Consider the following 23288-nt stretch of genomic DNA (forward strand, 5'->3'; position numbering starts at 1 on the left):
TAAATAAAAACTTGATAATTATAACGTGTTTAGCGCTCTAACGTATTTAGAGTTATAGCTTATTTGGACTGATAACCACCATGAAAAAACCTTCTATCCTCAAAGGTATAGAAGGTTAAATAATGTTTACACGACTTTCTGTTCTACAACTTATGCAGTAAGCATACGAAAACCAATAACGATTAGAACATTCAAGCTTTAAACAAAAAAGTCTTCACCCAAATAAACTTCACGCACAATTTCATTTTCCAGAATTTCTTGCGGTGTACCCTCTGCAATGACTGAACCTTCGCTAACAATATAAGCACGTTCACAAATGGCTAAAGTATCACGGACGTTATGGTCGGTAATTAATACGCCAATGTCACGATCTTTTAAGGTACGAATGATATCTTTAATATCACCGACAGAAATAGGATCGACCCCTGCAAAAGGCTCATCTAACAACATAAATTTAGGGTCTGCTGCCAAAGCACGGGCAATTTCTGCACGACGGCGTTCGCCACCCGACACACTCATCCCTAATGAATCTTTAATATGCGTGATTTTAAAATCTGCCAGCAATTCTAATAAACGCTGCTGACGTTGCTGTTTATTTAAATCTTTGCGGGTTTCTAAAATAGCCATAATATTTTCAGCGATGGTCAGCTTTCTGAAAATAGAGGCTTCTTGCGGTAAATAACCAATCCCCTTACGCGCACGTTCATGCATGGCAAGGTCAGATAAATCCAGTTGATCTAAATGGATTTCGCCTTTATCCATACGCACCAAACCCACAACCATGTAGAAACTGGTGGTTTTACCCGCACCGTTCGGCCCAAGTAACCCGACAATTTCACCACTTTTCATTTCAAATGAAACGTCTTTAACCACCCAGCGCTTATTATAGTTTTTGGCTAAATGCTTAATACACAAAGTCTGCTGACCGTGCTGGACGCTGTCCTGTGCTGCGCTCGTTTGATCCATTAATCACGCGCTCCCGGGAATGATTTTGAACTTGATGGTGGAATCACAATTTTTACACGACCCGCTTCAGAACCAGTTTTGTTCGGTGTACCAATCGCTTCAACATCGCCTTTGTTCATACTATAACGCAAGGTATTACCACGAATACTGGCTCCATCTTGCTCTAAAAGTGCGCCACCCGTTAAGGTGATAATGCCTGTTTCAGCATTGTAAACAATCTTTTGCGCCTGACCTTTGGCAAGCCCTTTGGCTGGATCAGTCTTTTGCTGGAATTGCGCAGGTCTGCCCGTTGCCGTAATGACACTAATTTCTTTTTTGCTGTTCAGATTAGCAACAATCGAATCTGCCTGCAGTTTCATGGTGCCCTGTTCAATCACCACATTGCCTGTATAAGTGGTGACGCCAGTACGTTCACTAAAGGTCGCACGGTCTGCCAATAAAGTAATAGGCTGACTGCGGTCTGACGGAATTGCCCATGCACCTGCCGATGAAAGCACCGCCAAGCCCACAAGTGCTGCTTGTTTTATCAACGCTTTAGGAGCTGTAAGCTTAGATTTATGGTTCATACTTTCCTCGAATATTAAAAAATTCGTATTGCCCGTCATTTAAATTGGCTTTTAAGCCCTGACTGATAAAATCAGCCTGTGGAGATTGTACAGTCACTTGTTTTTCGGTACTGATTTCACGTGTTTTAGGAAACACATTCAACTCGACTGTTTCAAGCGTCAGTTTGCCTTGAGCGAGTAACTTGGTTGCTAGCACTTGATCTGACAACACAACCTTTTCATTGTCATTAAAACCTTGTGCCTGTTTAGCAAAAAAAGTGGCATCCACCGCGCCCGCTTTATACATAGAGGCATTCAAATTTTCCAGCTTAGAGGTTTTTTGCTGCATGTCTTGCTCTAAACGGTCAATTTGCGCACGCACATATAAATTGCCCTGCTCATCTGTTTGGGTCAGATGAATTTGCTCTGCACTATAAGTCATAGAGCGAGCAGCGTCAGTTTCCAGTTTTTTGCCTTTACCGCTGTAATAGTAATAACCACCACTTACAGCTGCAATTGCAATCGCAGTAACGTATAAAACTTTAGTATCCATAAGTGGGGCTGTAACTCAAACCTTTGAATGTATGACTTAATTAATGAGGGATGCTGAGATATTTTTCAAGTAAGCTTTGGTACACACCTTTGGCGGTTAAAATCATATCGCAGATTTCACGTACCGCACCGCGCCCACCCATGGCCTGTGTGACTAAATCGGCACGACGACGCACTTCAATATGTCCATTTGGCACTGTGACTTTCATCCCTGCAATCGAAAACGCTGAAAGATCAGGCCAGTCATCGCCCATATAGAGACAATCTGCAGGTGATAAACCTAACTTGGCACAGGCTTCCTGCAATGCAGTGCCTTTATCTTCACGTCCTTGGTAGACCAAATCTACACCTAAATCGGACATGCGTTTTTCGACAATATTACTTTTACGACCCGTGATGATAATGACTTTAACACCTGCTTGTTGCACCAGTTTCATACCTAAACCATCACGAATATCGAATGATTTAATTTCATCACCGCTGTTGGTTAAGGTGACAAAACCATCACTTAGAATTCCATCGACATCTAAAACCAAAGCTTCAATATGACGCGCTTGCTCTAATAAAATATAAGATGCCATTGTTTAGTTTACCCCTGCTTGAATCAAGTCATGCATACTGATCACACCAATGACTTTATTGGCATCATCCACCACCACAAACTGATTGATTTTACGGTCACGTAATTGTTCTAAAGCTTCAACTGCACGTGCTTCTTGTGAAATCGTTGCAGGATGTTGAGTCATCACTTGCCCAACTTGTAAATTCACATCAAAGCCCTGTTGTTTATCAATTAAACGTCGTAAATCACCATCGGTGAAAATGCCTAACAAGACGTCATTTTCATCGACAATTGTGGTTAAACCTTGACGTTTGTTTGAAATTTCGTATAACACTTTGTTCATTGGTGTATCTGGTGCAACTTTAGGTAATTCTGTACCGGTATGCATCAAATGTTTCACATGCAATAACAGGCGCTTACCCAAAGCGCCTGCAGGATGTGAACGAGCAAAATCATCGGCAGTAAAACCACGTGCATCAAGTAACGCTACAGCCAATGCATCACCTAATGCCAAGGTTGCAGTCGTACTTGAGGTTGGTGCTAAACCAAGTGGACAAGCTTCCTGAATATTGCCTAATGTTAAAGCGACATCAGCATTTTGTGGCATCGGCCCGCGATCATCACCGCTAATTGTGATTAGAGGAACTTCCAGATGTTTGATGAGTGGCATCAACATCATAATTTCATCACTTTTGCCGGAGTTGGAAATGGCAATTAAAACATCACCCCGTACCAACATTCCCAAATCACCATGCCCTGCTTCACCCGGGTGCATAAAGAAAGACGGCGTGCCTGTAGAGGCAAACGTCGCAGCCATTTTACGACCAATATGACCTGATTTTCCCATACCTGTGACCACAACACGCCCTTTGCAATGCAACATGATTTCGCAGGCACGGCTAAAACGCTGATCAATTTGCGTCGCCAAGACTTGTAATGCTTGTTCTTCTATTCTTAAAGTGTCTAAGGCTACAGATTGGAAATCAATGGTATTTGACATGTTTGGCATTCAACGTTCAACTTAAATTGAGTATTTTCTACACCTCAATAAAAGCGATTTATTGAAGCACATTTAATTTTCGCAATTTTAGCATATCTATGCAATTCTACACTTTGATTCTGCGTGTGTTTTTTGTTTTAACGCATTTTTGTATGCTGTTTTAATTAACTCGCTTTTTGACTCGAGTTTCAAATGAAAAACAATCATATTTGAGCTTAGGCTATTTATTTTATTGATTCAAAGTTGCAGATAAAGCTAAAGATAGAACTAGCTCAGAAGCATATTTCAACGAAAATGCTCTAAAAATTATGGATCAAACCCATCTATAAAGCTGACTGCAAGCAAGCTGTAACAAACAGCCATAAAAAAACGCTTATCTTTCGATAAGCGTTTTTTAAAATTTTGGAGCGGGAAACGAGACTCGAACTCGCGACCCCAACCTTGGCAAGGTTGTGCTCTACCAACTGAGCTATTCCCGCAATATGGAAGTGAATTATAGAGAATTTCATACAACTGTCAACTCTCTATGCTCCCAAGTGCTCAATTAATCAGCACGACGCCATACTGTACCTTGACGGGTATCTTCCAAGACCACACCTTGATCGAGCAAAGACTGACGAATTTCATCAGCACGGGCGAAATCTTTGGCTTTTTTGGCATCCTGACGTTGCTGAATGAAGTCTGCAATGGCTTGTTCAGATAAACCTAAAGCGTCCTGACCAATATCAGATTTCAGGAATTCATCGACATCATACTGCACCAAACCTAAAATATTGGTCAAATGACGCAAAGTCGAATAGTACACCGCCGCCTGATCTGCCTGCTGCTCTTTTACTGAACGGTTCAGCTCTTTATTGACTTCAAACAGAACTGCAATTGCTTCGGCTGTATTAAAGTCGTCTCGCATTGCGGCATTAAAACGTTCCACCAAAGCCTCATCTAACTGCTCAACTGTTTGCGTACCGTACGCTTGTTGATAAGCTTTAAATGAGTGATAGAAACGTGATAATGCGGTTTTGGCTTCTTTGAGTGCTACATCGGAGAAGTTTACAGGGCTACGATAATGCGATGACACAATAAAGTAGCGGATCACTTCAGGATGGAATTTTTCCATCACATCACGAATGGTGAAGAAGTTACCCAATGACTTCGACATTTTTTCGCCATCGACATTAATAAAGCCAACGTGCATCCAGTAATTTACATACTGCTCACCTGTTGATGCTTCAGACTGGGCAATTTCATTTTCATGGTGTGGGAACATTAAGTCTGAACCACCACCATGAATATCAAAATGATTACCTAAGCAGCAAGTCGACATCGCAGAACATTCAATGTGCCAACCCGGACGTCCATTGCCCCACGGCGAAGCCCAAGATGGTTCATTTTCTTTGGCATGTTTCCACAAAACAAAGTCAAATGGATGCTTTTTGTCGACTTCAACATCAACACGCTCAGACGCGCCCGCCTGCATGTCTTCTAGCTTGCGACCTGAAAGACGGCCATATTTGTCAAATTTTTCAACCTGAAAATAAACATCGCCATTACTTGCAGGATAAGCTGTGCCTTTATTGACCAAATTACCAATCATATTTTGCATTTGATCAATATATTCAGTGGCACGTGGTGCAGCATCAGGTTCAACACAGCCTAAGTTTGCCGCATCTTCATTCATGGCTTGAATAAAACGATCTGTTAAAGCTTGAATGCTCTCGCCATTTTCATTGGCACGTTTAATAATTTTGTCGTCAATGTCGGTAATGTTGCGGACATATTTCACATTCCAACCTTGACTGCGCAAAAAGCGAATGATGTAGTCAAATGCAACCATAACCCGCGCATGCCCGATATGACAGTAATCATAAACCGTCATGCCACAGACATACATGTCGATATGTCCTTCTTTACGCGGAACAAATTCAACTTTTTTTCGTTGCTCTGAGTTATATAGAACAAATGGTTGCATAGGTTTTCAAAATAGGTCTATTAAAAGATGCTCCATCTTAACCTAAGCATTATTTTTCATAAAGTTTTTCGATGTTTTTATTCTGTATGTGTCTGTGTGAAGAGAATATCGCGGATGATCCAAGCCTTCTCCCGAAGGAGAAGGAACTTTTTAATACCTGTACTTAGGCGTTTGCTGATCTTATACGGTTTGGCAAAGCTTATGCAGCATCACGTTTTTGTACCAAAATCGCGCCAACTGAATAGCCTGCGCCAAATGAACACAAGACACCATATTCACCGTTTTCGACTTCGTGTGCAGTACGGTGTAAAGCGATAATTACCCCTGCCGAAGAAGTATTGGCAAACTCATCTAAAATAATAGGTACTAAACCTGGTTGTGCTGCTTCTTTACCAACCACCAATTTCAAAATGAGTTCGTTCATGCTGGCATTGGCTTGGTGCAACCAGAAACGCTTCACCTCGGTTGGCGCAATCTGATTCTTTTCTAATTGCGCAGTAATCATTTTGGCAACTAAGGGGCAAACTTCTTTAAAGACTTTACGACCATCTTGATGGAAGCGTTTATCGTCAATATCTGCATTTTCACTTAAGTTTAAAAAACCGAAATTATTACGGATATTATTCGAGAACTGAGTAAACAGGTTCATGTCCAAAATTTCGAAACCTGCTTTGGTTTCAGTGTCTTCCAAAATTGAAGCGGTTGCTACATCACCAAAAATAAAGTGGCAGTCACGTGAACGGAAATCGTTATGACCTGAGGTAATTTCGACATTCACCAACAGTACGCGGCGCGCACCTGCTTTAATCGCATCATGCGCTTGCTTAATGCCGAAAGTCGCAGCAGAACATGCCACGTTCATGTCATAGGCATAACCTTGAATACCAAGCGCAGTTTGAATTTCAATCGCCACCGCAGGATAAGCACGCTGCAAGTTTGAGCAAGACAAAATCACCACATCAATATCTTCTGCGGTCACGCCTGCATTTTGCATGGCTTGTTTTGCAGCAATTACACCCCATTCTGCTTGTAGCGAAATTTCATCATCCCCGCGTTCACGCAAATTTGGACGTAAACGGTTAATGTCCAGAATACCTGTTTTTTCTGACACGTAACGGCGTTTTACCCCAGAGGCTTTTTCGATAAAGTCAGCACTTGAGCCACGACGTTCTTCAAGCTCACCTGCTGCAATTTTGTCAGCATTGAGCTGATTATACTGTTCCACATAAGCATTTAAACTTTCGACCAACTCTTCATTGGTAATAACATCTTCTGGGTGATAAAGACCAGTACCTATAATGCGAATGCCCATGTAAAACTCCTTCTAGAAATTACTAATATCTTAACTGATTCCGAGCTTTTCCCATACTTTTTGCAGCCGAGTTGCAGAAATTGGCATTTTGGTTTTCATGGGTTGAGAGAACAGCGATATGCGTAATTCTTCCACCATAAAGTACAATTCCTTGAGTCGGGCATCTTGTTTGTGTTTAAACAATTTGTCCATCCAAGGGTCAATTTGGGCGATGGCAGCATCGTCTCTTTGCAAGTTATTGGGTAAGCGGTCTAAACGTAATAACAACGCTTTCAAATAGCGCGGATATTCGCTCCACACCTCTACAGGCTTGCTATACACAAAGTCTGCCAGATGCATTAAGTCCAGCTGATCTTCTATATCATCCATATTTTTAGCAAAAACTGCTTCATCAAGCATAAGAAGCTGACGGCGGATGTCTTGCCATGCAATATAAATTTCATTAAAGATACGCAGCGTGGTTTGACCATGACTGAGGAAAGTCTTTTTTACCTCAAGCTGCAACTTTTGAAACTCTTCCAAGTTGACTGGTAAGTCACCAATAATGCTTTGCAATGTTGCATAGATCAACATTTGCTCAAGTTGAGCTTTATCACCCAAAGGCGAATACGCCAAAGCCAAGGGTTTATCAATTTGTTTTTTCAATTGGCGTGATAAATCACCCAATTGCACATATAGCAAACGAATCACGCCTTCACGGTGCTGACGAATCGCCTCACTCTGATCATTAAAGGTTTGAATCACCACACCCGATTCATCTTTTGGTAAAAGCTCTGCAAATGTTTTGCTTGGTACCAACGCCTGATATTGCTTAACCACTACGCCCGTAACTTTTTGCGAAGCTTCAAATACAAATCGTTCAGGAAAAGTTTGAAATTCTCCGTGCACCTGCTTTACAGGACTATGCGTTTCGGTATGGCAACGCGCTTTTAATTCAGATAAATCACGACCTTGCTCAATCACCCGCCCTTTTTCATCTAGCACTTTAATGAACGGCAATAAATACGCATCTACCCGCTCAAAGCTAAAGTCTTTTTCGGTGATGTGTTCAGCACGTAATTGAAATGCCAAAAAGCTAAAAATGTGCTCGCGTAAATTTACCGCATCAACACGTTGTAGCAACTTTCGAGCTGTGTCTGGAATAGGCACCAAATGACGACGCTTATCTTTAGGCAAAGTCTTGAGCAAGGCTTCAATTAAATTTTCACGCCAACCCAGAACACCCCACGACCAGATATTTTCATCGACCTGTGCCAACGCTTGCACTGGAATTTTAACGGTTGCGCCATCTTCATCATGGCTGGGGTCAAAACGGTAACTGGCCGCCAAGCGCAGCTCACCATTACGCAAATAGTCAGGAAATTGCTGCGTGGTCGGACGATCATTCAGCCAAAGTGCATCATCTTCCACAAATAAATAACGTGGATTTTGCGGCTCTACTGTGGCACGCCAATCTTCAAAGGAACGACGGCTTGCAACTTCTGCAGGTACTTTGGCGGCATAAAATTGATAAATAGTTTCTTCATCAACAACTAAATCACGACGACGTAATTTATCTTCAACCCGTTCCACTTCTTCCAGTTTAAGCAGGTTGTGTTTTAAAAATGGTGGGGTAATGCCCAAGTTGCCTGTGGTTAAAGCATCACGTAAGAATATTTCATGGGCGGCTTCCTGATCGACCTTTTCGTAATTGACAGGACGTTTCGGCTCGATAATTAGACCAAACAGCGAAATCTGATCATAGGCATTCACCACGCCTGCTTTTTTAGACCAATGTGGTTCAAAATAGTGATGCTTCAGCAAATCACGTGCAGCCAATAAAATCCATTCAGGTTCAATTTTTGCCAAGGTGCGTAGATACACTTGCGAAGTTTCTACCATCTCAAATGCCATGACCCACGGTGTATTGGTTTTATGCAAAGTCGATGCAGGGAAAATTCGTGCTTTTTGTTGGCGTACTGCCATAAACACATTGCGCTCATCGGTTTTATTGGCAATAAAAGAAAGCAACCCTGTTAATAACGCCCGATGCAGATTTTCATAACTGGCTTTTTTCTCATTAAACGACAGTTTTAAGCCACGCGCCAAATCCACCAATTGTTCATGAGTTTTCTTCCATTCACGTAAACGCAACCAACTTAAAAAATGCTGACGGGCAAAAGTACGACGTTTGTTTTCACTCATGCCATCACGGTTTTCGTGTAAAGTTTCCCACAATTTTAAATAGAATAAAAAGTCAGAATCTGCTTCACGGAACAGTGCATGTTTTTGATCGGCTTGCATTTGTTTGTCTGCAGGACGTTCACGCGGGTCTTGTACCGCCAATGCCGCTACAATAATCAGGACTTCATTTAACACCCCAAAATGCGCACCGCCTAAAATCATACGTGCCAGTCTTGGATCAATCGGCATTTTTGCCATTTGCTGACCAATTTTGGTTAAGCTGCTGCCTTGAAGCTCGCCTTTATTAGCGGTGGATTTAGTGGAATTATTCGGATGATTGTCTCCCTTTTGCGTCGCAGAGCTGCTCATTCCGTCTAAAAGAGGGGCTTTACCCTTCTCAATCATCGCACCCAGTTCAATCAACAGCTTACGACCATCATTGACTAAACGATGATCTGGCGGCTCAATAAAATCAAAATCTTCGAGCGTACCCAAGCCCAAACTTTGCATTTGTAAAATGACCGATGCCAAGTTGGTGCGTTTAATTTCAGGTTCAGTAAACTCTGGGCGACTTAAAAAATCTTCTTCTGAATACAGGCGAATACAAACGCCTGGTGCAATACGACCACAACGTCCTTTACGCTGATTCGCTGCTGCCTGAGATACTGCTTCAATCGGTAAACGCTGCACCCGTGAGCGATAGTTATAACGTGAAATACGTGCAAAACCGCTATCAATCACATAGCGGATATTGGGTACAGTGAGTGCGGTTTCAGCGACGTTGGTGGCAATAATAATGCGACGACCACCACCTGAAGGATTAAAGATTTTTTGTTGTTCCGCCAAAGCCAAACGCGCATACAACGGTAAAATTTCAGTATGACGCGGTCCATGCTTATGCAAGGTTTCTTGCAGCTCCCGAATTTCCTGTTCAGTACTGGCAAAAATTAGAATATCGGCATGTTCAGGATGACCTTTTTCCTGTGCATCGGCAAAGCATTCTTCTACCGCTTGCACCACTGCGCGTGGCAAGTTTTCTTCAAAGTCATCAAACTCATCATCATCACTACCACCAATGCTTAATTCAGAAATTGGACGATAACGTACTTCGACAGGATAGCTTCGACCTTCGACCTCAAAAATAGGTGCGCCGTTAAAATAGTTACTAAAACGCTGCACATCTAAAGTTGCAGAAGTGATGATGACTTTTAAATCAGGGCGACGTGGCAAAAGTTGCTTTAAATAGCCCATAATGAAGTCAATATTTAAAGAACGCTCATGCGCTTCATCTATAATAATGGTGTCGTATTTATTTAAATAACGATCATTGGCAAGCTCTGCTAACAAAATACCATCGGTCATTAAACGGACAATTGAATCTTGCGAACCCTGTTCATTAAAACGAACTTTAAAGCTGATGGACTCACCTAACTTTTCACCAACTTCTTCGGCAATACGCTGCGATACACTACGCGCAGCAAGACGTCGTGGCTGAGTATGACCAATTAACCCCGTTAAACCACGACCTGCCAACATTGCAATTTGTGGTAACTGTGTAGTTTTCCCTGAACCTGTTTCACCCGCCACAATAATGACCTGATGTTGCTGAATTGCAGTAATCAACTGTTCGGCAGATTGAGTCACAGGTAAATCTTGATTCAACTTAATGTTGGGAATGCGCTGTGCACGCTCCAACACTTTTAAATTAGATTTTTCAAATAATTCCTGATATTGCTTTGGATTGGCATCTTTGCCTTTTCGTAGTCGATTTAAACGATGACGATCACGCGCCAAAACGAGGTGGTCTACATTTAAATGACTCTGCACAGAATACGCTTCCTAACCAAAACACAAACGCGTATTTTACGCTGTAATGCCTTTAAGCGAAAGAACAGTGATTTAGAATGCGTATTTAAAAAGTTTTAAATCCCCCCTTGAATTTCAAAATAGCATCCCTATATAGATGTATGTTCACCAATTGCTTGAAATGGGTTGTATTTGAACCTGAAAAATAGGTTGTCATGCAATCATCATCATTTTGAGGCCTAATAAAGACTCAATAATACTGTGATGAAAGTGTACGCTTTTTACATACTCATTTGTTTTTCCGATGCTAGTAATGTAAAAATACCATTTCAGCAATAAAACAAAATTAGATACTCTATTGCCAACGAAATACAAACCTTAATCATGGAGACAATGATGAGCTTAATTAATACTGAAGTTAAACCATTTAAAGCAAATGCATACCACAACGGTCAATTCATTGAAGTAACTGAAGCTGATCTTAAAGGCAAATGGTCTGTAGTATTCTTCTACCCTGCTGACTTCACTTTCGTTTGCCCAACTGAGCTTGGTGACCTTGCAGACAACTACGCAGAATTCCAAAAATTAGGCGTTGAAATCTATGCAGTTTCTACTGACACTCACTTCACGCACAAAGCTTGGCACGATTCTTCAGAAGAAATCAAAAAAATCCAATACGTAATGGTTGGCGACCCAACTTGGACGCTTTCTAAAAACTTCGAAGTATTAATCGAATCTGCTGGTCTTGCTGACCGTGGTACTTTCGTAATTGATCCAGAAGGTAAAATCCAAATCATCGAAATCAATGCTGGCGGTATTGGCCGTGATGCTCAAGAACTTCTTCGTAAAGTTAAAGCAGCTCAATACGTTCACGCTCACCCAGGTGAAGTATGCCCAGCTAAATGGAAAGAAGGTGATGCAACTTTAGCCCCATCTATCGACCTAGTAGGTAAAATCTAAGTTTTAGATTAAACCACTCAAAAAAACCACGCATATTTTGCGTGGTTTTTTTTAATCAGAACATCACCCTTTTCTACCTTATTTATTCATATTTCATCTCTAGAATAGAAAATGTAAAAACATTACAACACTACAATCGAATCTGTACCGGTAACAGTTGTGAGATTTATTTTTGAGGGCTGTTCTATGAAAAAATTATTTTTACTTTCAACATTAATAGCATTTTCAGTGCCAGCTTTAGCTGATTTCAACTGTAATGGCAGCATTAAAAATCGAACAATTGATGATAATGTCAAAGTGCATAAACAATGTGTTCTTGATCATGTGACTATTAAGGGCAACCTAATGTTGCATTCCAACTCACATACGGCAATTAAAAATAGTACGATTGATGGCAATTTAGAATCTAAAGGAAACTTTAGTCAGGTTAATGCACATGCCAACCGCATTGATGGCAATATCCAACTCGAAGATGGGCGTAACATCCAACTCACGTCAAACCGTGTAAATGGCAATATTCAACTTAAAGATAATTCAGGCTCAATCGTTGTAAAAAATAACCGCGTGAATGGCAATTTAGAATGTGAAGATAACCGCGTAAAACCGACTGGCGGCACAAACCGTGTTTCTGGTGACAAAGAAGATCAATGTCGTCATCTATAAAATCTAGTCTTTCAATCATTTTATTTAAATGAATGACTATTCATGTGCAAAGCATAAACACCACATCCTAAATGTGGTGTTTTATTTCGCTTCATAATAGTTTTGTCGTTTTTGGCACGTTTAGGTTGCGCAAAAAACTTATATTCAAAAGTTACAATTCTGTAATACTTTTTAGCAAGCACTTCACTTATGTTCAAAATAAGCAGATTTATTCTGTGAAAAATAATATAAAAAATAAAGGAGTTGCTTATGGGTAAAACACTTGCCGTGACATCCTGGACATACAGTGCATCTTCACGTTATTTAAAAATATTTTACGAAAATGGCTCTGGGGATTTATTCCATCCTGTACCACAATTTATTTATGACAACTTATTAAGACGCAGTGATAAAGCAGCTTTTGTGAGTAAATATTTAGCATACGATTTAAGCTTTAACCGTATTTCCATTCAATAATTGATTTTATTAAACTTTGAGCATCCACATAACGATCCAATCTAAAAATAGATTGGATCGTTTTAAATAGGTAAATAACTTCAAATATTAATACACTTCTTGAATCAATTTAAAGCGTTCCTGTTCACGGTCATCATCCAAAGTAATACTCTCCGTGAACATATCAAGCGGTCTGGCCCAAATAGAATAATCGCCATATAAGCATTGATAAACCACCAATTTCTCTTGGGTTTCACTGTGTGTAGCCACATGCAGCACTTGATACAATTGCCCTTTATAATGTTGATAAATCCCTTTTTTAAGCATTTTACAATCCCAATCTTACAGAATGGCATTACTGTACAATAAAAACTGTAACCATTCTTAAGATTTCACCTTATCAGAAAAAATGAATCGCATCGGCATATTTTTCTCTAATTTATCGTTCTAATCTACACAACAAAAAAATATCTAAACCCATTACATTATTTGAACAATTTTAAGCTTCAAATTGATTGTTTTTTGGTTATATTCGCATTATCCCATCTTAAGTGGATGTAAAAAAAGGAAACATGATAATGAATAAACTTCTTATTGCTTTAGGTCTTGCTGCCACTGTAGCACTTGTAGGTTGTGCAAAAGAAAAAGCACCAGAAACAGGGGCAACTACGGGTGAACACTTAGAAAACGCTGCGGCTCAAGCTGCACATGATGCCAAAGATGCAACACATGAAGCTGCTACTGCTACAGCAACTGCGGTAGATAACGCAGCGCAAGCAACTGAAAATGCTGCACACAATGTTGCAACAGCAACAGAAAACGCAGCTGATGCGACTGTACAAGCTGCTAAAGATGCAACTGCTGCGACTGCAGGTGCGGTTGAACAAGGTGCTGCAAATGTGAAAGAAAAAGCACAACAATAATTTGATTGTATAAAACAAAAACTCCTGAGCAAGTTCTCAGGAGTTTTTTATTCAGCACGATTTAATTAGGGTCTGTTGACAATTCGTCTATGTTTGCGACATGAGAGATATATCTCGCAAGGTTTTTTAGCTGATATAAGGCATGGGACAGGAAATTTACTCATTCTAAATGACTGGCACATAACGTAATAGCAGCAAAAAATATGCTTGTACCCTTGCGCAGCAAACAAAGCAGTGCTTTGTTTTTGCTCATGTGGCTAAAACTTTCACAGATTGCGTTATAAAACTTGAAAATAAACCCGTTATTCCCTGCGTTTCATGCCTAATCTGCTCAGTTTTAGCCTACAGCGCAAGCCATTTATGAAATATCAACAGACCCTAGTAAACCTAAATCCTGCCGCAACTATAACGCCGCTTTTAAATTACAACCATAGCCCATGGTCTGTTGTACTTGGCGGTAACTGGTGTAACGATTCAAAATAAAATCATAATAAGATTCTGCATTGACAAAATTTTCAACCAAATTTTCCTGCTCTGCACGCGGTAATTTTACATCTTTGAGAAAATCTAGATTGTAATGTCCTAAACGATATAACTCAGCAAAATGACCATTCATCATATCGCAATAAGCAATTTTAGTCGGCTTTAAAGCAGTACTGGCGACTAAATGCTGATTTAAAGTTTGTAAGTTATTTACATCTAAAGGGAATTGATGTGCAAATGCGATATTTTCGACTTGTTTAAATTGTTTGAAGTCTTGCGCCAATTTGACATTTAAAGCATCTATACGCTGTTGTAATGCAGTCGCATCCTGAACCTGATATTGCTTTGGATCAATTTTTACTTGAGTTTGCTGTGGATTGCTACACGCACTTAATCCACACACCACAAGCAAACCACCATAAACGAAAGGCTTCATTAATTTACTCATCAATTCATACATCAGGCTTATTATGCCTGAAAGCATCTGCAAATTTAATGATATCGCTCATCTTAATATTTCATAAAGAAATGACGGATATGATTTGCCAATCTACCTAGAGTTGGGCAAAGTAGATAAAAACATGGAGTAAATAATATGACCTTATTAGAACAACTGAATATAAAGCATCCTATTTTTCTTGCTCCAATGGCTGGCGTTTCTACTCCCGAACTTGCAGCCGAGGTTTCTAATCAAGGTGGTTTTGGCTCACTCGGTTTAGGTGCAAACACGGTAGATGCTGCACGTGAGCAAATTTTACGCACTCAAGAACTGACTGATTTTCCATTTCAGGTCAATTTCTTTTGCCATGAATCAAGTCCACTAAATGAAGTCGCTGCACAAGCGTGGATTGCACATTTTCAGCCAATCTTTGAACGCTATGGCGCAACTGCACCGAGTCAACTAAATTGTATTTATCCAAGTTTTAAAGACCATGATGGATATTTAGATCTTGTACTAGAAACTAAACCACAAGCCGTCAGTTTTCACTTCGGGATTCCGCATGCGCATCAAATTCAGGCTTTAAAAGATGCAGGAATCATTACTATGGTTTCAGCAACCAACTTAGCCGAAGCTCAAGCCATTGAAGCAGCGGGAATTGATGTCATTATCGCCCAAGGCATTGAGGCAGGTGGACATCGGGGTATCTTTAACCAAACTTTTGATAGTGCAATTAAAACCAGCGATTTAGTACAACTGATTCGTGAACATTGTACCCTGCCAGTGGTTGCCGCAGGTGGCATTATGAATGGTCAGCAAGCACAGTTAATGCTGAAATTGGGCGCTTCTGCGGTACAGCTGGGTACAGCCTTTGTGCAATGTAAAAGTTCCAATGCCAATCCAGCTTATCGACAAGCTTTATTTCAGCAAAACATTACTCAAATTACCGACAGCATCTCTGGACGTCCTGCCCGTGGTTTAATTAATCATTGGCATACACAGGTAGATACACCAAATCGTTTAACTGTGCCCACCTATCCATATACGTATGATCTTGCAAAACAGTTGCATGCAGCAGCCGTCACACAAGGTGAGCAAGGTTATGCGCCATTCTGGGCAGGCAGTAATGTTAGCCAAATTCGTGAATTAGAAGCTGCAGATTTAATTAATCAGTTGGTTTTAGAAATGATTCACGCACGCTAAATATAGGTACAGAAAACTCAACCGTGTATCACGGTTGAGTTTTAATTTTTTACTTTGTATCTAATAAGTTCACCGCTTCAACCTGCACATCACTCATGATTTCACCATGCGCAAGTAGCTGATTAAAGTAATCTTCCACTACTTTATATTGCTCTGCCGTACTTTCTACTTGATACATACTTTGACGAAATTCATTACTTGAACGTAAACCTTTGGTGTACCAAGCAATATGTTTACGTGAAATGCGACAACCTGAATATTCACCATAAAATTCATACAGCTCAGCTAAATGTCCTAATAGGACTTTTTGAACTTCTGCAATACTCGGTGCGGCAAGCAGCTCCCCCGTTGCTAAATAATGTGCAATTTCCCGAAAAATCCACGGACGCCCCTGTGCTGCACGTCCAATCATAATCGCATCTGCGCCTGTATAGTCCAAGACATATTTGGCCTTTTCAGGGCTATCTATATCACCATTGGCAATCACAGGTATCTGCAACATACTTTTCACGTCTTTAATGAGTGAGTAACGTGCATGATTTAAATACATATCTTCACGGGTACGACCATGCAAAGCTAAAGCGGCAATACCAGCTTGTTCCGCACGCTTTGCCACACGTAAGATATTTTCCTGACCATTTAAAAAACCCAAACGGGTTTTAAGGGTTACAGGTACATCAACTGCAGCAACGACAGTATCTAAAATACGTGCCACCAAATCTTCATCTTGCAACAAGGCAGAACCTGCTAACTTATTACAGACTTTTTTGGCAGGACAGCCCATATTGATATCAACAATTTGTGCACCATTGGCGACTTGATAACGTGCGGCTTCGGCCAAATCATGCGGGTCTGAACCTGCAATTTGTGCAGAAATTGGTGCAAGTTCCCCATCAAAGTTGGCACGATACAAACTCTTTTTACTCATGCGCAAAGTTTTGTCAGATGTCATCATTTCACTGACCGCATGCCCAGCACCAAAGTATTTGCACAGTGAGCGAAATGGCCGATCTGTAACACCCGCCATTGGGGCAACGATCAAATTATTTGACAGTTGATAGGGACCAATATACATATATATTCTTAACTTTAACGATTGGCATAGTATACTGCATCTGCCCTTTGGGCTCATCCATTAGGAACGAGTTTTCCCTATCTATGAAAGACACTGTATTCACTTCTTTGATGAAACCCTTCAGCTTGCTTGCTTTATCATTAAGCTTGGCTGCCTGTGGAGATAGCGCATGGTGGTCTAAGGACAATGAGCCAACCCTTGAAGCAGAACAAATCCGCAAACTCATTCCGAATAGGGTCAGTGAGCGTAGTGCTTGGGCAAAAGATATTTACGATATTTCAGAGCAATTGGGCATCCCACAAACCAAAGAAAATATGTGCACCATCATTGCCGTGGTGGATCAGGAATCGAACTTTGTAGCCGACCCTCAAGTCTATGGTCTGGGTGAAAAAGCAGTTAAAGAAGTGCAAGACCGTTTGGATGAGAAATTTAAAGATAAACTGGGCGAAGCCATTGGTGGTACGGTTGCAGGCTATTTTCAGGATGTACTGAAAAACCACCCAAGCCCTGAAGATAACTATTTAAGCCAAATGCGTCGTGTGAAAACCGAACGTGAACTGGATGAATTGTATCGTGAAATTTTTGACTATATGGCCAAACATTATCACGTGTCTGCGCTAACAGGTGCTGCCAAACTGTTTGGACAAAATATTGGCGAAAAACTTAATCCAATTACTACTTTAGGCTCGATGCAAGTACATATTAGCTATGCCAAAGAGCATAAACGCCAAAGCGGTAACATCGCAGAGTTACGCAGCGATCTATACACTCAATATGGCGGATTATATTACGGGATTCATCGTTTAATGATGTACCCTGCCGACTATGATCAACCGCTATACCGTTTTGCTGACTATAACTCGGGCATGTATTCGAGCCGCAATGCTGCATTCCAAAGTATGCTGAATGATTTAACCGAAGCTGAACTCGATTTAGATGGTGATTTACTTCTTTACGCTAAAGATGGCGGTGTGCGTAATGCAAAGAGTGAATCAGAACGTGAATTAATTGCTGTTTTTGCCAAACATAATATTTTGGTTACACCACGACAAATTCGTGCAGACTTAAAAAAAGAAAAAGAAAAGAAATTTGAAGACACTGCAACCTATTTAGCGGTTACAAAACTTTATAAAGCACAAACGGGCAAAGAGCCATTTTATGCCATGATGCCGCAAGTGGTCATTTCAGGGCCTAAACTGAGTCGAGATTACAACACCAATTGGTTTGCTACGCGAGTCAATGGACGTTATAAAACATGCATGCAAAAAGCCAAAAATATAAAAATTTAGCCTTATTTGATTTTGATGGAACCCTGTGCAGCAAAGACAGTTTTACGGAGTTCATTTTCTATGCGTTATCTAAACGACACATTATCAAACAAGGTTTAAAAACCTTACCGTGGATTCAGGCCTTTTATTTAAAAGTCTATCCTGCACATGCCATGCGCCCTAAATTGTTTAATGCCATGTTTAAAGATGCAAGTACAACTGAAATATTAGCACTTGCACAACGCTATGCAGCAGATTTAATGCATGATCTAAACCCACAACTGTTACAGCAATTAAAACAACATCAATTCAATGGTGATGATGTGGTGGTGGTTTCTGCGAGTGTGGATATTTATTTGCAGTATATTTGTCAGCAATTAAATGTTGGTTTGATTTGTACCGAAACAGAAATTGAAAATCAGCAATTTACAGGACGATACTCTACAGCTGATTGTAGTCGGGAACAAAAGCAAATTCGGATTTTAGAACAATATGATTTAGAAAATTATGCTGCTATTTATGCGTATGGTAATAGTGATGAAGATGATGCCATGCTGAGTTTAGCGACTTATTCTTATATGGTGGGTAGTGATCATTCATTGCCAGAAATTGTAACTTATAAAAAACTGGCTTGATTTTGATGAATGATATAATAAAACCACAATTTGAATTGTGGGTTTTTTAAGTTACATGTAGCGGATGCCGCCTATGGTGATTACTTTTTTATACCCAGAATAGAAAATAAAAATAGAGTTTTCTCTTAATAAAATAGCTGATGATTCTGCATAAAAATAACGACTACAACACCTAAAGCAATAAAAAAGGTGACACTTTACAGCATCACCTCTAATTCAAAATAGAAGTATAGTTTTAAACCAAGATCAATCACTTAATCTATTCGTACTAAACAACTCATTTGTAAGTCACTTATTTCTTAAATGGAAAAGCATATTTCACAATACGTTTAAGCACACTGCCGTACTGTTTAACTAAGCTCGCATTGTTGTAGTTCAAGCCATACTTTTCACACACAGCTTGTACTTTTGGAGCCATTTTACGATAGCGACGTGCAGGAATATCTGGATATAAATGGTGTTCAATTTGATGGCTTAAATGTCCTGTCAAAATGTGGAATGCTTCAGAACCTGTAAGATTCGATGAACCACGAATTTGACGCATATACCAGTGACCACGGCTTTCGTTTTGCATCACAGACTTTGGAAATACTTCTACATCCTTCGTAAAGTGACCGCAGAAAATAATGCTGAATGTCCAAATATTACGAATACCATTCGCAACCAAGTTCCCTGTAAACACTGGTAAAGCCGAAGGGCCTGCAATCAATGGAAAGAACACATAATCTTTAAACAATTGTTTTCCAATTTTCTTCTGCATAGGTTGCCATTCTTTTTTGGCTTGGGCTTTGCTTTTACGGCCATTCAAAATTTTACCAATTTCTAAATTCTGAATGGCAACACCCCATTGGAACAGTAAGCAGAAAGGAATACTGTATAAAGGTTGCAATAAATAGCCTGATCTCCAGCGCTGTTCTGGGAACAAACGCACCAAACCATAGCCAATATCATCATCCATACCTTTAATATTGGTATAAGTATGGTGTTTAAAGTTATGGGTTTGACGCCAGTTGTCTGAAGTGCCCACAGTATCCCATTCATAGCTTGTACCATTAAATTTAGGATCATTCATCCAGTCGTATTGACCGTGCATGACATTATGACCTAATTCCATGTTTTCCATAATTTTGGCAAAGCCTAACAAGCCTGTACCCAAAACCCATGCTGGCGGGAACCATCCTGCGAACAATAAGGCACGACCTGCCATTGAGCTATAACGAATGGTTGAATAAACACGGCGGATGTATTTAGCATCTTTTTCGCCAATATCATCCAAAACTTCTTGTTTAATGGCGTCTAATTCACGTGCAAGCTCATCTAATTCAAATTGAGTGAGTTCACGGTTTTTAGGATTGCGGAAATATTCTATTTTTACTGGCATATTCATAATCGGAACTCGCTTATAAATCAATAATTAAATCGGTTTGTGCTGAATTGACGCAGATTTTCAATTGGTTATTCGGTTCGCTGTTTTGAACACCATCGACCAAGTTTTTAGTTGAACCTTCAGCCTTGTTGCATACGCATTTATGGCAAATTCCCATACGACAGCCGTATTTAGGTTTAATATTTTGCTGTTCCAGACTTTCTAAAATGGACTTGCCTTTTGGAATAGTGACAATCTTTTTCGATTGAGTCAGTGTAACTTGTACCAAACCAACATCGTCACTTAACACAGGGGTCATGCTAAAAGCTTCTGTTTTCAGCAAAGCAGCTTGTGCAAATAATTGTTCAGCTTGCGTGGTAAAACCCGATGGGCCACATGCAAACACTGCACTTTGCTCGATTTGTGCCAAGTCTTGTAAATGTTCTGCATTTAAACGGCTGTGCGCCACACTCGGCTCTTGAGTATAAAACACTTGAAATTTAAAGTTTGGATATTGTTGTGCCCATGCTTCAAACTGTGCTTTAAATGCTGCGTCTGCAAAGGTTTTTACCCAATACATTAAAGTTACTGGAGTGCTACCAAGACGACCTGATTTCGCCATGTCTTGTAGCAAACTATACATTGGTGTGATACCACTACCCGCTACCAATAGAATTAAAGGCTGGGCTTGTGCAGGCAGTTGCATATCACCATAAGGCGCACCAAATTCCAAAGTATCACCAACTTTGGCTTGCTCAACCAGCCATGTGCTGACTTTGCCCTGATCAACTTTTTTTACCGTCAATAAAACGTGTTGTGCATCAAGCTGAGTCAAACTATAGGTTCGCTCATAGCGTACGCCTTGAATTGTCACATAAACAGGATGATGCTGCCCTGCTGCGCCAATTTGGAATTTTTTATTGAATTGCAAAGTAAAGCTCACTACACCTTGTGCAGCGGTATCTTTTTTTACAATTTTGCCGAGTGACTGATTCACCGACCATAATGGATTAATTTTTTGCAACCAGAAATTGGCGGCATAAGGGTCTAGTACTGCAGTTGCAATACTGGTTAAGGGAGATTTTCTTTTTTCAGTTAGCTGCATGATTCAGCACCACCCGATGAAATTTTAATTATTATACACATGTATATATATTTGTATATACACCTGTATTGTTTCTAATCATTTCACAAGTACTGGCGCAACCGCTATAATGCCTCTAAGCTTATAAATTATTGAAAATATGACTCAGCCTGCCATGAAAACAAACCATGATGTGACTTTTCCAGAATCTGAAACGGTTCATGAGCCTCTTGTCGTGCGTACGGTTGGGCGTAAAGCTACCATTACCAAACAAGAATTATTTCAGGCAGCATTAAATTTAATTGGCCCACAAAAAAGTATCGCATCTTTAAGTTTACGTGAAGTTGCACGTGAAGCAGGCATCGCACCAAACAGTTTTTATCGTCATTTTAAAGATATTGATGAACTCGCGATTGAACTGATTGATCGTGCAGGTGTGGTGTTGCGTCAAATTCTGCATGAAGCACGTTTAAAAGCATCTAAACAAAACAGTATTATTCGCAGCTCGGTTGAAGTATTTATTGAACAATTAGATACCGATGAAGGCAATTTAAGTCTGCTATTACGTGAAGGTTATACGGGTTCAACCTCTTATAAGCTAGCTGTTGAGCGCCAATTGAATTATTTCCAGCAAGAATTGCAGGATGATTTAATTCGTTTAGAACGTTTAAATAACAGCAAGTTAGCGCATCCCGATATTGTCGCAAAAGCCATTACCCAGTTGGTGTTTAATATGGGCGCTAAAGTCATTGATATGCCTGCGACTGAACGTAAAGAAACCGCTGAACAAACCATGACCATGATTCGCATGATTTTAGAAGGTGCACGACATTTGGATGATGCCAAAATTCGTTAACATAACACAGGATAAATCGGGCGATTTTCCTGAATCAGGTCACGCCCGTTTGAGCATTTAATTGCTAGACTTCGCTGTTAAGCGTGTTGTTTTTGAATTAATTGCTGCACATGTGTTGCCGTGGTTTCAGGATTTTCCAAAGGAAACATGTGTCCTCCCTCGACCACACTAAACTCAATTCCATAAGTTTTTTGCATGCCTTGCGGTAAACCTTGCAAATAAAATGGGCTATGCCTTGCTGTAATTAAATGCACAGGTACATCTGGGGCTTTGCGTGGTGTGCGCCACCACCATGCAGGTACGGTTCTAAAAATTTCAGCTTCTACCCGTTTTGGAATTGTTAAAGTCACACCACCTCTTTATGCATCGACTTGTATGCCGCTGGCAAAATAATCTTCAAAACATTGTGCATCAAATTTTTTAAATAAACGGTTATGCCGCAAAGCTTGATAGGCTTCTGCATGGCTAGCCCAATGATCTCGACGCTTCATGGTCACGGCGGCAGGTGTGAGTTGATCTACATATTTCAGTTTAAATTTTTGTAAAATTTCAAATAATGCCGACTTCGATCCAATCACAAAAGGTGGATCCATAATAATCAATTGAGAAAATAAATCTGGACGCTGATAGGCACACATCAGGGTTAATAATGAACCAAAAGAATGCCCTAAACCAATCACTTGTTGCTTTGGAAACTGCTGCTCAATGTCCTGAATCACTTGATGAATCAAATAGGTCCACTTATAGGTCACAGGAAATTCTGCTTGCATACCAATCAGTGGAATTGCCTTTAAATGATAATCTGCTTCAAAACATTGAAAAAACTTTTGATAACTGGCAGAAGGAATACCATTGGCATGGGTAAAATGAATTGCAGCTTTAGTCATTTAAAATACGCTTAAAAGAAGAATATCGGGTCTGTGACTTGATCTATGCGTACGCGCTTACAGATTCAACACTTGGCACATCAATCATAGATAAAAGATCAACAGCCTTTAAACTACGCATACCACTGGGTTTTGCAAA

Annotated in this window: 21 protein-coding genes, 1 tRNA gene and 1 pseudogene; 8 read left to right on the forward strand and 15 right to left on the reverse strand. The window is 40.2% G+C overall.

All coding sequences use genetic code 11. The annotated features are described in order from the left end of the window. Positions 1-198: 198 nt before the first annotated feature. The 9 genes from lptB to J4G44_RS10025 all read right to left on the reverse strand — a co-directional run bounded on the left by lptB (position 199) and on the right by J4G44_RS10025 (position 10893). Positions 199-966, reverse strand: coding sequence for an LPS export ABC transporter ATP-binding protein (lptB, locus tag J4G44_RS09985; RefSeq protein WP_154320669.1), 768 nt, complete (start codon positions 964-966; stop codon positions 199-201). Further along, on the reverse strand, positions 966-1532 hold the full coding sequence (lptA, locus tag J4G44_RS09990; protein WP_004973072.1) for a lipopolysaccharide transport periplasmic protein LptA: 567 nt from the start codon (positions 1530-1532) through the stop codon (positions 966-968). The genes lptB and lptA overlap by 1 nt, the downstream gene beginning before the upstream one ends. Next, entirely contained in the window at positions 1522-2064 is a 543-nt protein-coding gene (gene lptC / locus J4G44_RS09995; RefSeq protein WP_004973071.1) for an LPS export ABC transporter periplasmic protein LptC, read from the reverse strand. Before lptC ends, lptA begins: the two co-directional genes overlap by 11 nt. A 40-nt stretch (positions 2065-2104) precedes the next feature. Continuing rightward, positions 2105-2644 (reverse strand): KdsC family phosphatase, encoded by a 540-nt coding sequence (locus J4G44_RS10000; protein WP_004973069.1) that lies wholly within the window; start codon positions 2642-2644, stop codon positions 2105-2107. 3 nt (positions 2645-2647) lie between these two features. Beyond that, positions 2648-3625, reverse strand: coding sequence for a KpsF/GutQ family sugar-phosphate isomerase (locus tag J4G44_RS10005; protein WP_207973596.1), 978 nt, complete (start codon positions 3623-3625; stop codon positions 2648-2650). A 403-nt stretch (positions 3626-4028) separates the two neighbouring features. Next, positions 4029-4104 (reverse strand) — tRNA-Gly (locus tag J4G44_RS10010). A 65-nt stretch (positions 4105-4169) separates the two neighbouring features. Continuing rightward, positions 4170-5591: a cysteine--tRNA ligase gene (cysS, locus tag J4G44_RS10015; protein WP_180158725.1), complete on the reverse strand. Its 1422-nt coding sequence runs from the start codon at positions 5589-5591 to the stop codon at positions 4170-4172. Positions 5592-5790: 199 nt separating this feature from the next. Then, positions 5791-6903, reverse strand: a complete 1113-nt coding sequence (locus J4G44_RS10020) for a beta-ketoacyl-ACP synthase III (protein WP_154320667.1) — start codon at positions 6901-6903, stop codon at positions 5791-5793. A 30-nt stretch (positions 6904-6933) separates the two neighbouring features. Then, positions 6934-10893 carry a DUF3418 domain-containing protein gene (locus J4G44_RS10025; RefSeq protein WP_179989567.1) on the reverse strand — a complete coding sequence of 1320 codons (3960 nt, stop codon included), beginning with the start codon at positions 10891-10893 and terminating at the stop codon, positions 6934-6936. A gap of 375 nt (positions 10894-11268) precedes the next feature. On the opposite strand from J4G44_RS10025, the gene ahpC reads away from it, so the two are divergent. The 3 genes from ahpC (at position 11269) to J4G44_RS10040 (ending at position 12951) form a co-directional block, all read left to right on the forward strand. Further along, the gene (gene ahpC, locus J4G44_RS10030) at positions 11269-11832 is read left to right on the forward strand and encodes an alkyl hydroperoxide reductase subunit C (protein ID WP_004973058.1); all 564 of its coding nucleotides are present in this window, start codon (positions 11269-11271) and stop codon (positions 11830-11832) included. A 345-nt stretch (positions 11833-12177) separates the two neighbouring features. After that, the gene (locus J4G44_RS10035) at positions 12178-12495 is read left to right on the forward strand and encodes a bactofilin family protein (protein ID WP_225530638.1); all 318 of its coding nucleotides are present in this window, start codon (positions 12178-12180) and stop codon (positions 12493-12495) included. Between the two features lie 249 nt (positions 12496-12744). Further along, entirely contained in the window at positions 12745-12951 is a 207-nt protein-coding gene (locus J4G44_RS10040) for a hypothetical protein (protein WP_004973053.1), read from the forward strand. 87 nt (positions 12952-13038) lie between these two features. On the opposite strand, the gene J4G44_RS10045 is transcribed toward J4G44_RS10040, so the two are convergent. Continuing rightward, positions 13039-13257: a DUF1653 domain-containing protein gene (locus J4G44_RS10045; protein WP_004973051.1), complete on the reverse strand. Its 219-nt coding sequence runs from the start codon at positions 13255-13257 to the stop codon at positions 13039-13041. 251 nt (positions 13258-13508) lie between these two features. On the opposite strand from J4G44_RS10045, the gene J4G44_RS10050 reads away from it, so the two are divergent. Next, complete coding sequence (locus J4G44_RS10050) at positions 13509-13853, forward strand: hypothetical protein (RefSeq protein ID WP_004973048.1); 345 nt, start codon at positions 13509-13511, stop codon at positions 13851-13853. Between the two features lie 403 nt (positions 13854-14256). On the opposite strand, the gene J4G44_RS10055 is transcribed toward J4G44_RS10050, so the two are convergent. Next, positions 14257-14772 carry a hypothetical protein gene (locus J4G44_RS10055; RefSeq protein ID WP_180060203.1) on the reverse strand — a complete coding sequence of 172 codons (516 nt, stop codon included), beginning with the start codon at positions 14770-14772 and terminating at the stop codon, positions 14257-14259. A 159-nt stretch (positions 14773-14931) separates the two neighbouring features. Here J4G44_RS10055 and J4G44_RS10060 point away from each other — a divergent pair, with 159 nt between their 5' ends. After that, positions 14932-15978, forward strand: coding sequence for an NAD(P)H-dependent flavin oxidoreductase (locus J4G44_RS10060; protein WP_180060202.1), 1047 nt, complete (start codon positions 14932-14934; stop codon positions 15976-15978). Between the two features lie 49 nt (positions 15979-16027). Here J4G44_RS10060 and dusB read toward each other — a convergent pair whose 3' ends face one another. Continuing rightward, positions 16028-17053, reverse strand: coding sequence for a tRNA dihydrouridine synthase DusB (gene dusB / locus J4G44_RS10065; protein WP_180060200.1), 1026 nt, complete (start codon positions 17051-17053; stop codon positions 16028-16030). A gap of 83 nt (positions 17054-17136) precedes the next feature. Between dusB and J4G44_RS10070 the strand changes: the two genes are divergently transcribed. Together J4G44_RS10070 and J4G44_RS10075 are read left to right on the forward strand one after the other, a co-directional pair. Continuing rightward, on the forward strand, positions 17137-18342 hold the full coding sequence (locus J4G44_RS10070; protein ID WP_207973597.1) for a DUF1615 family protein: 1206 nt from the start codon (positions 17137-17139) through the stop codon (positions 18340-18342). Further along, positions 18309-18956: an HAD-IB family hydrolase gene (locus J4G44_RS10075; RefSeq protein WP_180158726.1), complete on the forward strand. Its 648-nt coding sequence runs from the start codon at positions 18309-18311 to the stop codon at positions 18954-18956. The genes J4G44_RS10070 and J4G44_RS10075 overlap by 34 nt, the downstream gene beginning before the upstream one ends. Positions 18957-19248: 292 nt before the next feature. Here the strand turns inward: J4G44_RS10075 and J4G44_RS10080 are convergent, their stop codons facing one another. Continuing rightward, entirely contained in the window at positions 19249-20343 is a 1095-nt protein-coding gene (locus J4G44_RS10080) for a fatty acid desaturase family protein (RefSeq protein WP_180158727.1), read from the reverse strand. A gap of 13 nt (positions 20344-20356) precedes the next feature. Continuing rightward, positions 20357-21427 carry a ferredoxin reductase gene (locus tag J4G44_RS10085; RefSeq protein ID WP_167846089.1) on the reverse strand — a complete coding sequence of 357 codons (1071 nt, stop codon included), beginning with the start codon at positions 21425-21427 and terminating at the stop codon, positions 20357-20359. 154 nt (positions 21428-21581) lie between these two features. Between J4G44_RS10085 and fabR the strand changes: the two genes are divergently transcribed. Continuing rightward, positions 21582-22262: an HTH-type transcriptional repressor FabR gene (fabR, locus tag J4G44_RS10090; RefSeq protein ID WP_026438369.1), complete on the forward strand. Its 681-nt coding sequence runs from the start codon at positions 21582-21584 to the stop codon at positions 22260-22262. A gap of 77 nt (positions 22263-22339) precedes the next feature. On the opposite strand, the pseudogene J4G44_RS10095 reads toward fabR, so the two are convergent. Beyond that, positions 22340-23149, reverse strand: a pseudogene (locus J4G44_RS10095) (alpha/beta fold hydrolase). Between the last annotated feature and the right edge of the window lie 139 nt (positions 23150-23288).

This window comes from Acinetobacter towneri (genome assembly GCF_017498585.1).
In the GTDB taxonomy this organism is placed as follows: Bacteria; Pseudomonadota; Gammaproteobacteria; order Pseudomonadales; family Moraxellaceae; genus Acinetobacter; species Acinetobacter towneri.

What these genes read in the sequence shown, in the direction of transcription:
- lptB (WP_154320669.1), bottom strand. Translation starts at nt 966, where the DNA reads ATGGATCAAACGAGCGCAGCACAGGACAGCGTCCAGCACGGTCAGCAG.
- lptA (WP_004973072.1), bottom strand. Translation starts at nt 1,532, where the DNA reads ATGAACCATAAATCTAAGCTTACAGCTCCTAAAGCGTTGATAAAACAA.
- lptC (WP_004973071.1), bottom strand. Translation starts at nt 2,064, where the DNA reads ATGGATACTAAAGTTTTATACGTTACTGCGATTGCAATTGCAGCTGTA.
- J4G44_RS10000 (WP_004973069.1), bottom strand. Translation starts at nt 2,644, where the DNA reads ATGGCATCTTATATTTTATTAGAGCAAGCGCGTCATATTGAAGCTTTG.
- J4G44_RS10005 (WP_207973596.1), bottom strand. Translation starts at nt 3,625, where the DNA reads ATGTCAAATACCATTGATTTCCAATCTGTAGCCTTAGACACTTTAAGA.
- cysS (WP_180158725.1), bottom strand. Translation starts at nt 5,591, where the DNA reads ATGCAACCATTTGTTCTATATAACTCAGAGCAACGAAAAAAAGTTGAA.
- J4G44_RS10020 (WP_154320667.1), bottom strand. Translation starts at nt 6,903, where the DNA reads ATGGGCATTCGCATTATAGGTACTGGTCTTTATCACCCAGAAGATGTT.
- ahpC (WP_004973058.1), top strand. Translation starts at nt 11,269, where the DNA reads ATGAGCTTAATTAATACTGAAGTTAAACCATTTAAAGCAAATGCATAC.
- J4G44_RS10035 (WP_225530638.1), top strand. Translation starts at nt 12,178, where the DNA reads ATGTTGCATTCCAACTCACATACGGCAATTAAAAATAGTACGATTGAT.
- J4G44_RS10040 (WP_004973053.1), top strand. Translation starts at nt 12,745, where the DNA reads ATGGGTAAAACACTTGCCGTGACATCCTGGACATACAGTGCATCTTCA.
- J4G44_RS10045 (WP_004973051.1), bottom strand. Translation starts at nt 13,257, where the DNA reads ATGCTTAAAAAAGGGATTTATCAACATTATAAAGGGCAATTGTATCAA.
- J4G44_RS10050 (WP_004973048.1), top strand. Translation starts at nt 13,509, where the DNA reads ATGAATAAACTTCTTATTGCTTTAGGTCTTGCTGCCACTGTAGCACTT.
- J4G44_RS10055 (WP_180060203.1), bottom strand. Translation starts at nt 14,772, where the DNA reads ATGAAGCCTTTCGTTTATGGTGGTTTGCTTGTGGTGTGTGGATTAAGT.
- J4G44_RS10060 (WP_180060202.1), top strand. Translation starts at nt 14,932, where the DNA reads ATGACCTTATTAGAACAACTGAATATAAAGCATCCTATTTTTCTTGCT.
- dusB (WP_180060200.1), bottom strand. Translation starts at nt 17,053, where the DNA reads ATGTATATTGGTCCCTATCAACTGTCAAATAATTTGATCGTTGCCCCA.
- J4G44_RS10070 (WP_207973597.1), top strand. Translation starts at nt 17,137, where the DNA reads ATGAAAGACACTGTATTCACTTCTTTGATGAAACCCTTCAGCTTGCTT.
- J4G44_RS10075 (WP_180158726.1), top strand. Translation starts at nt 18,309, where the DNA reads ATGCATGCAAAAAGCCAAAAATATAAAAATTTAGCCTTATTTGATTTT.
- J4G44_RS10080 (WP_180158727.1), bottom strand. Translation starts at nt 20,343, where the DNA reads ATGAATATGCCAGTAAAAATAGAATATTTCCGCAATCCTAAAAACCGT.
- J4G44_RS10085 (WP_167846089.1), bottom strand. Translation starts at nt 21,427, where the DNA reads ATGCAGCTAACTGAAAAAAGAAAATCTCCCTTAACCAGTATTGCAACT.
- fabR (WP_026438369.1), top strand. Translation starts at nt 21,582, where the DNA reads ATGAAAACAAACCATGATGTGACTTTTCCAGAATCTGAAACGGTTCAT.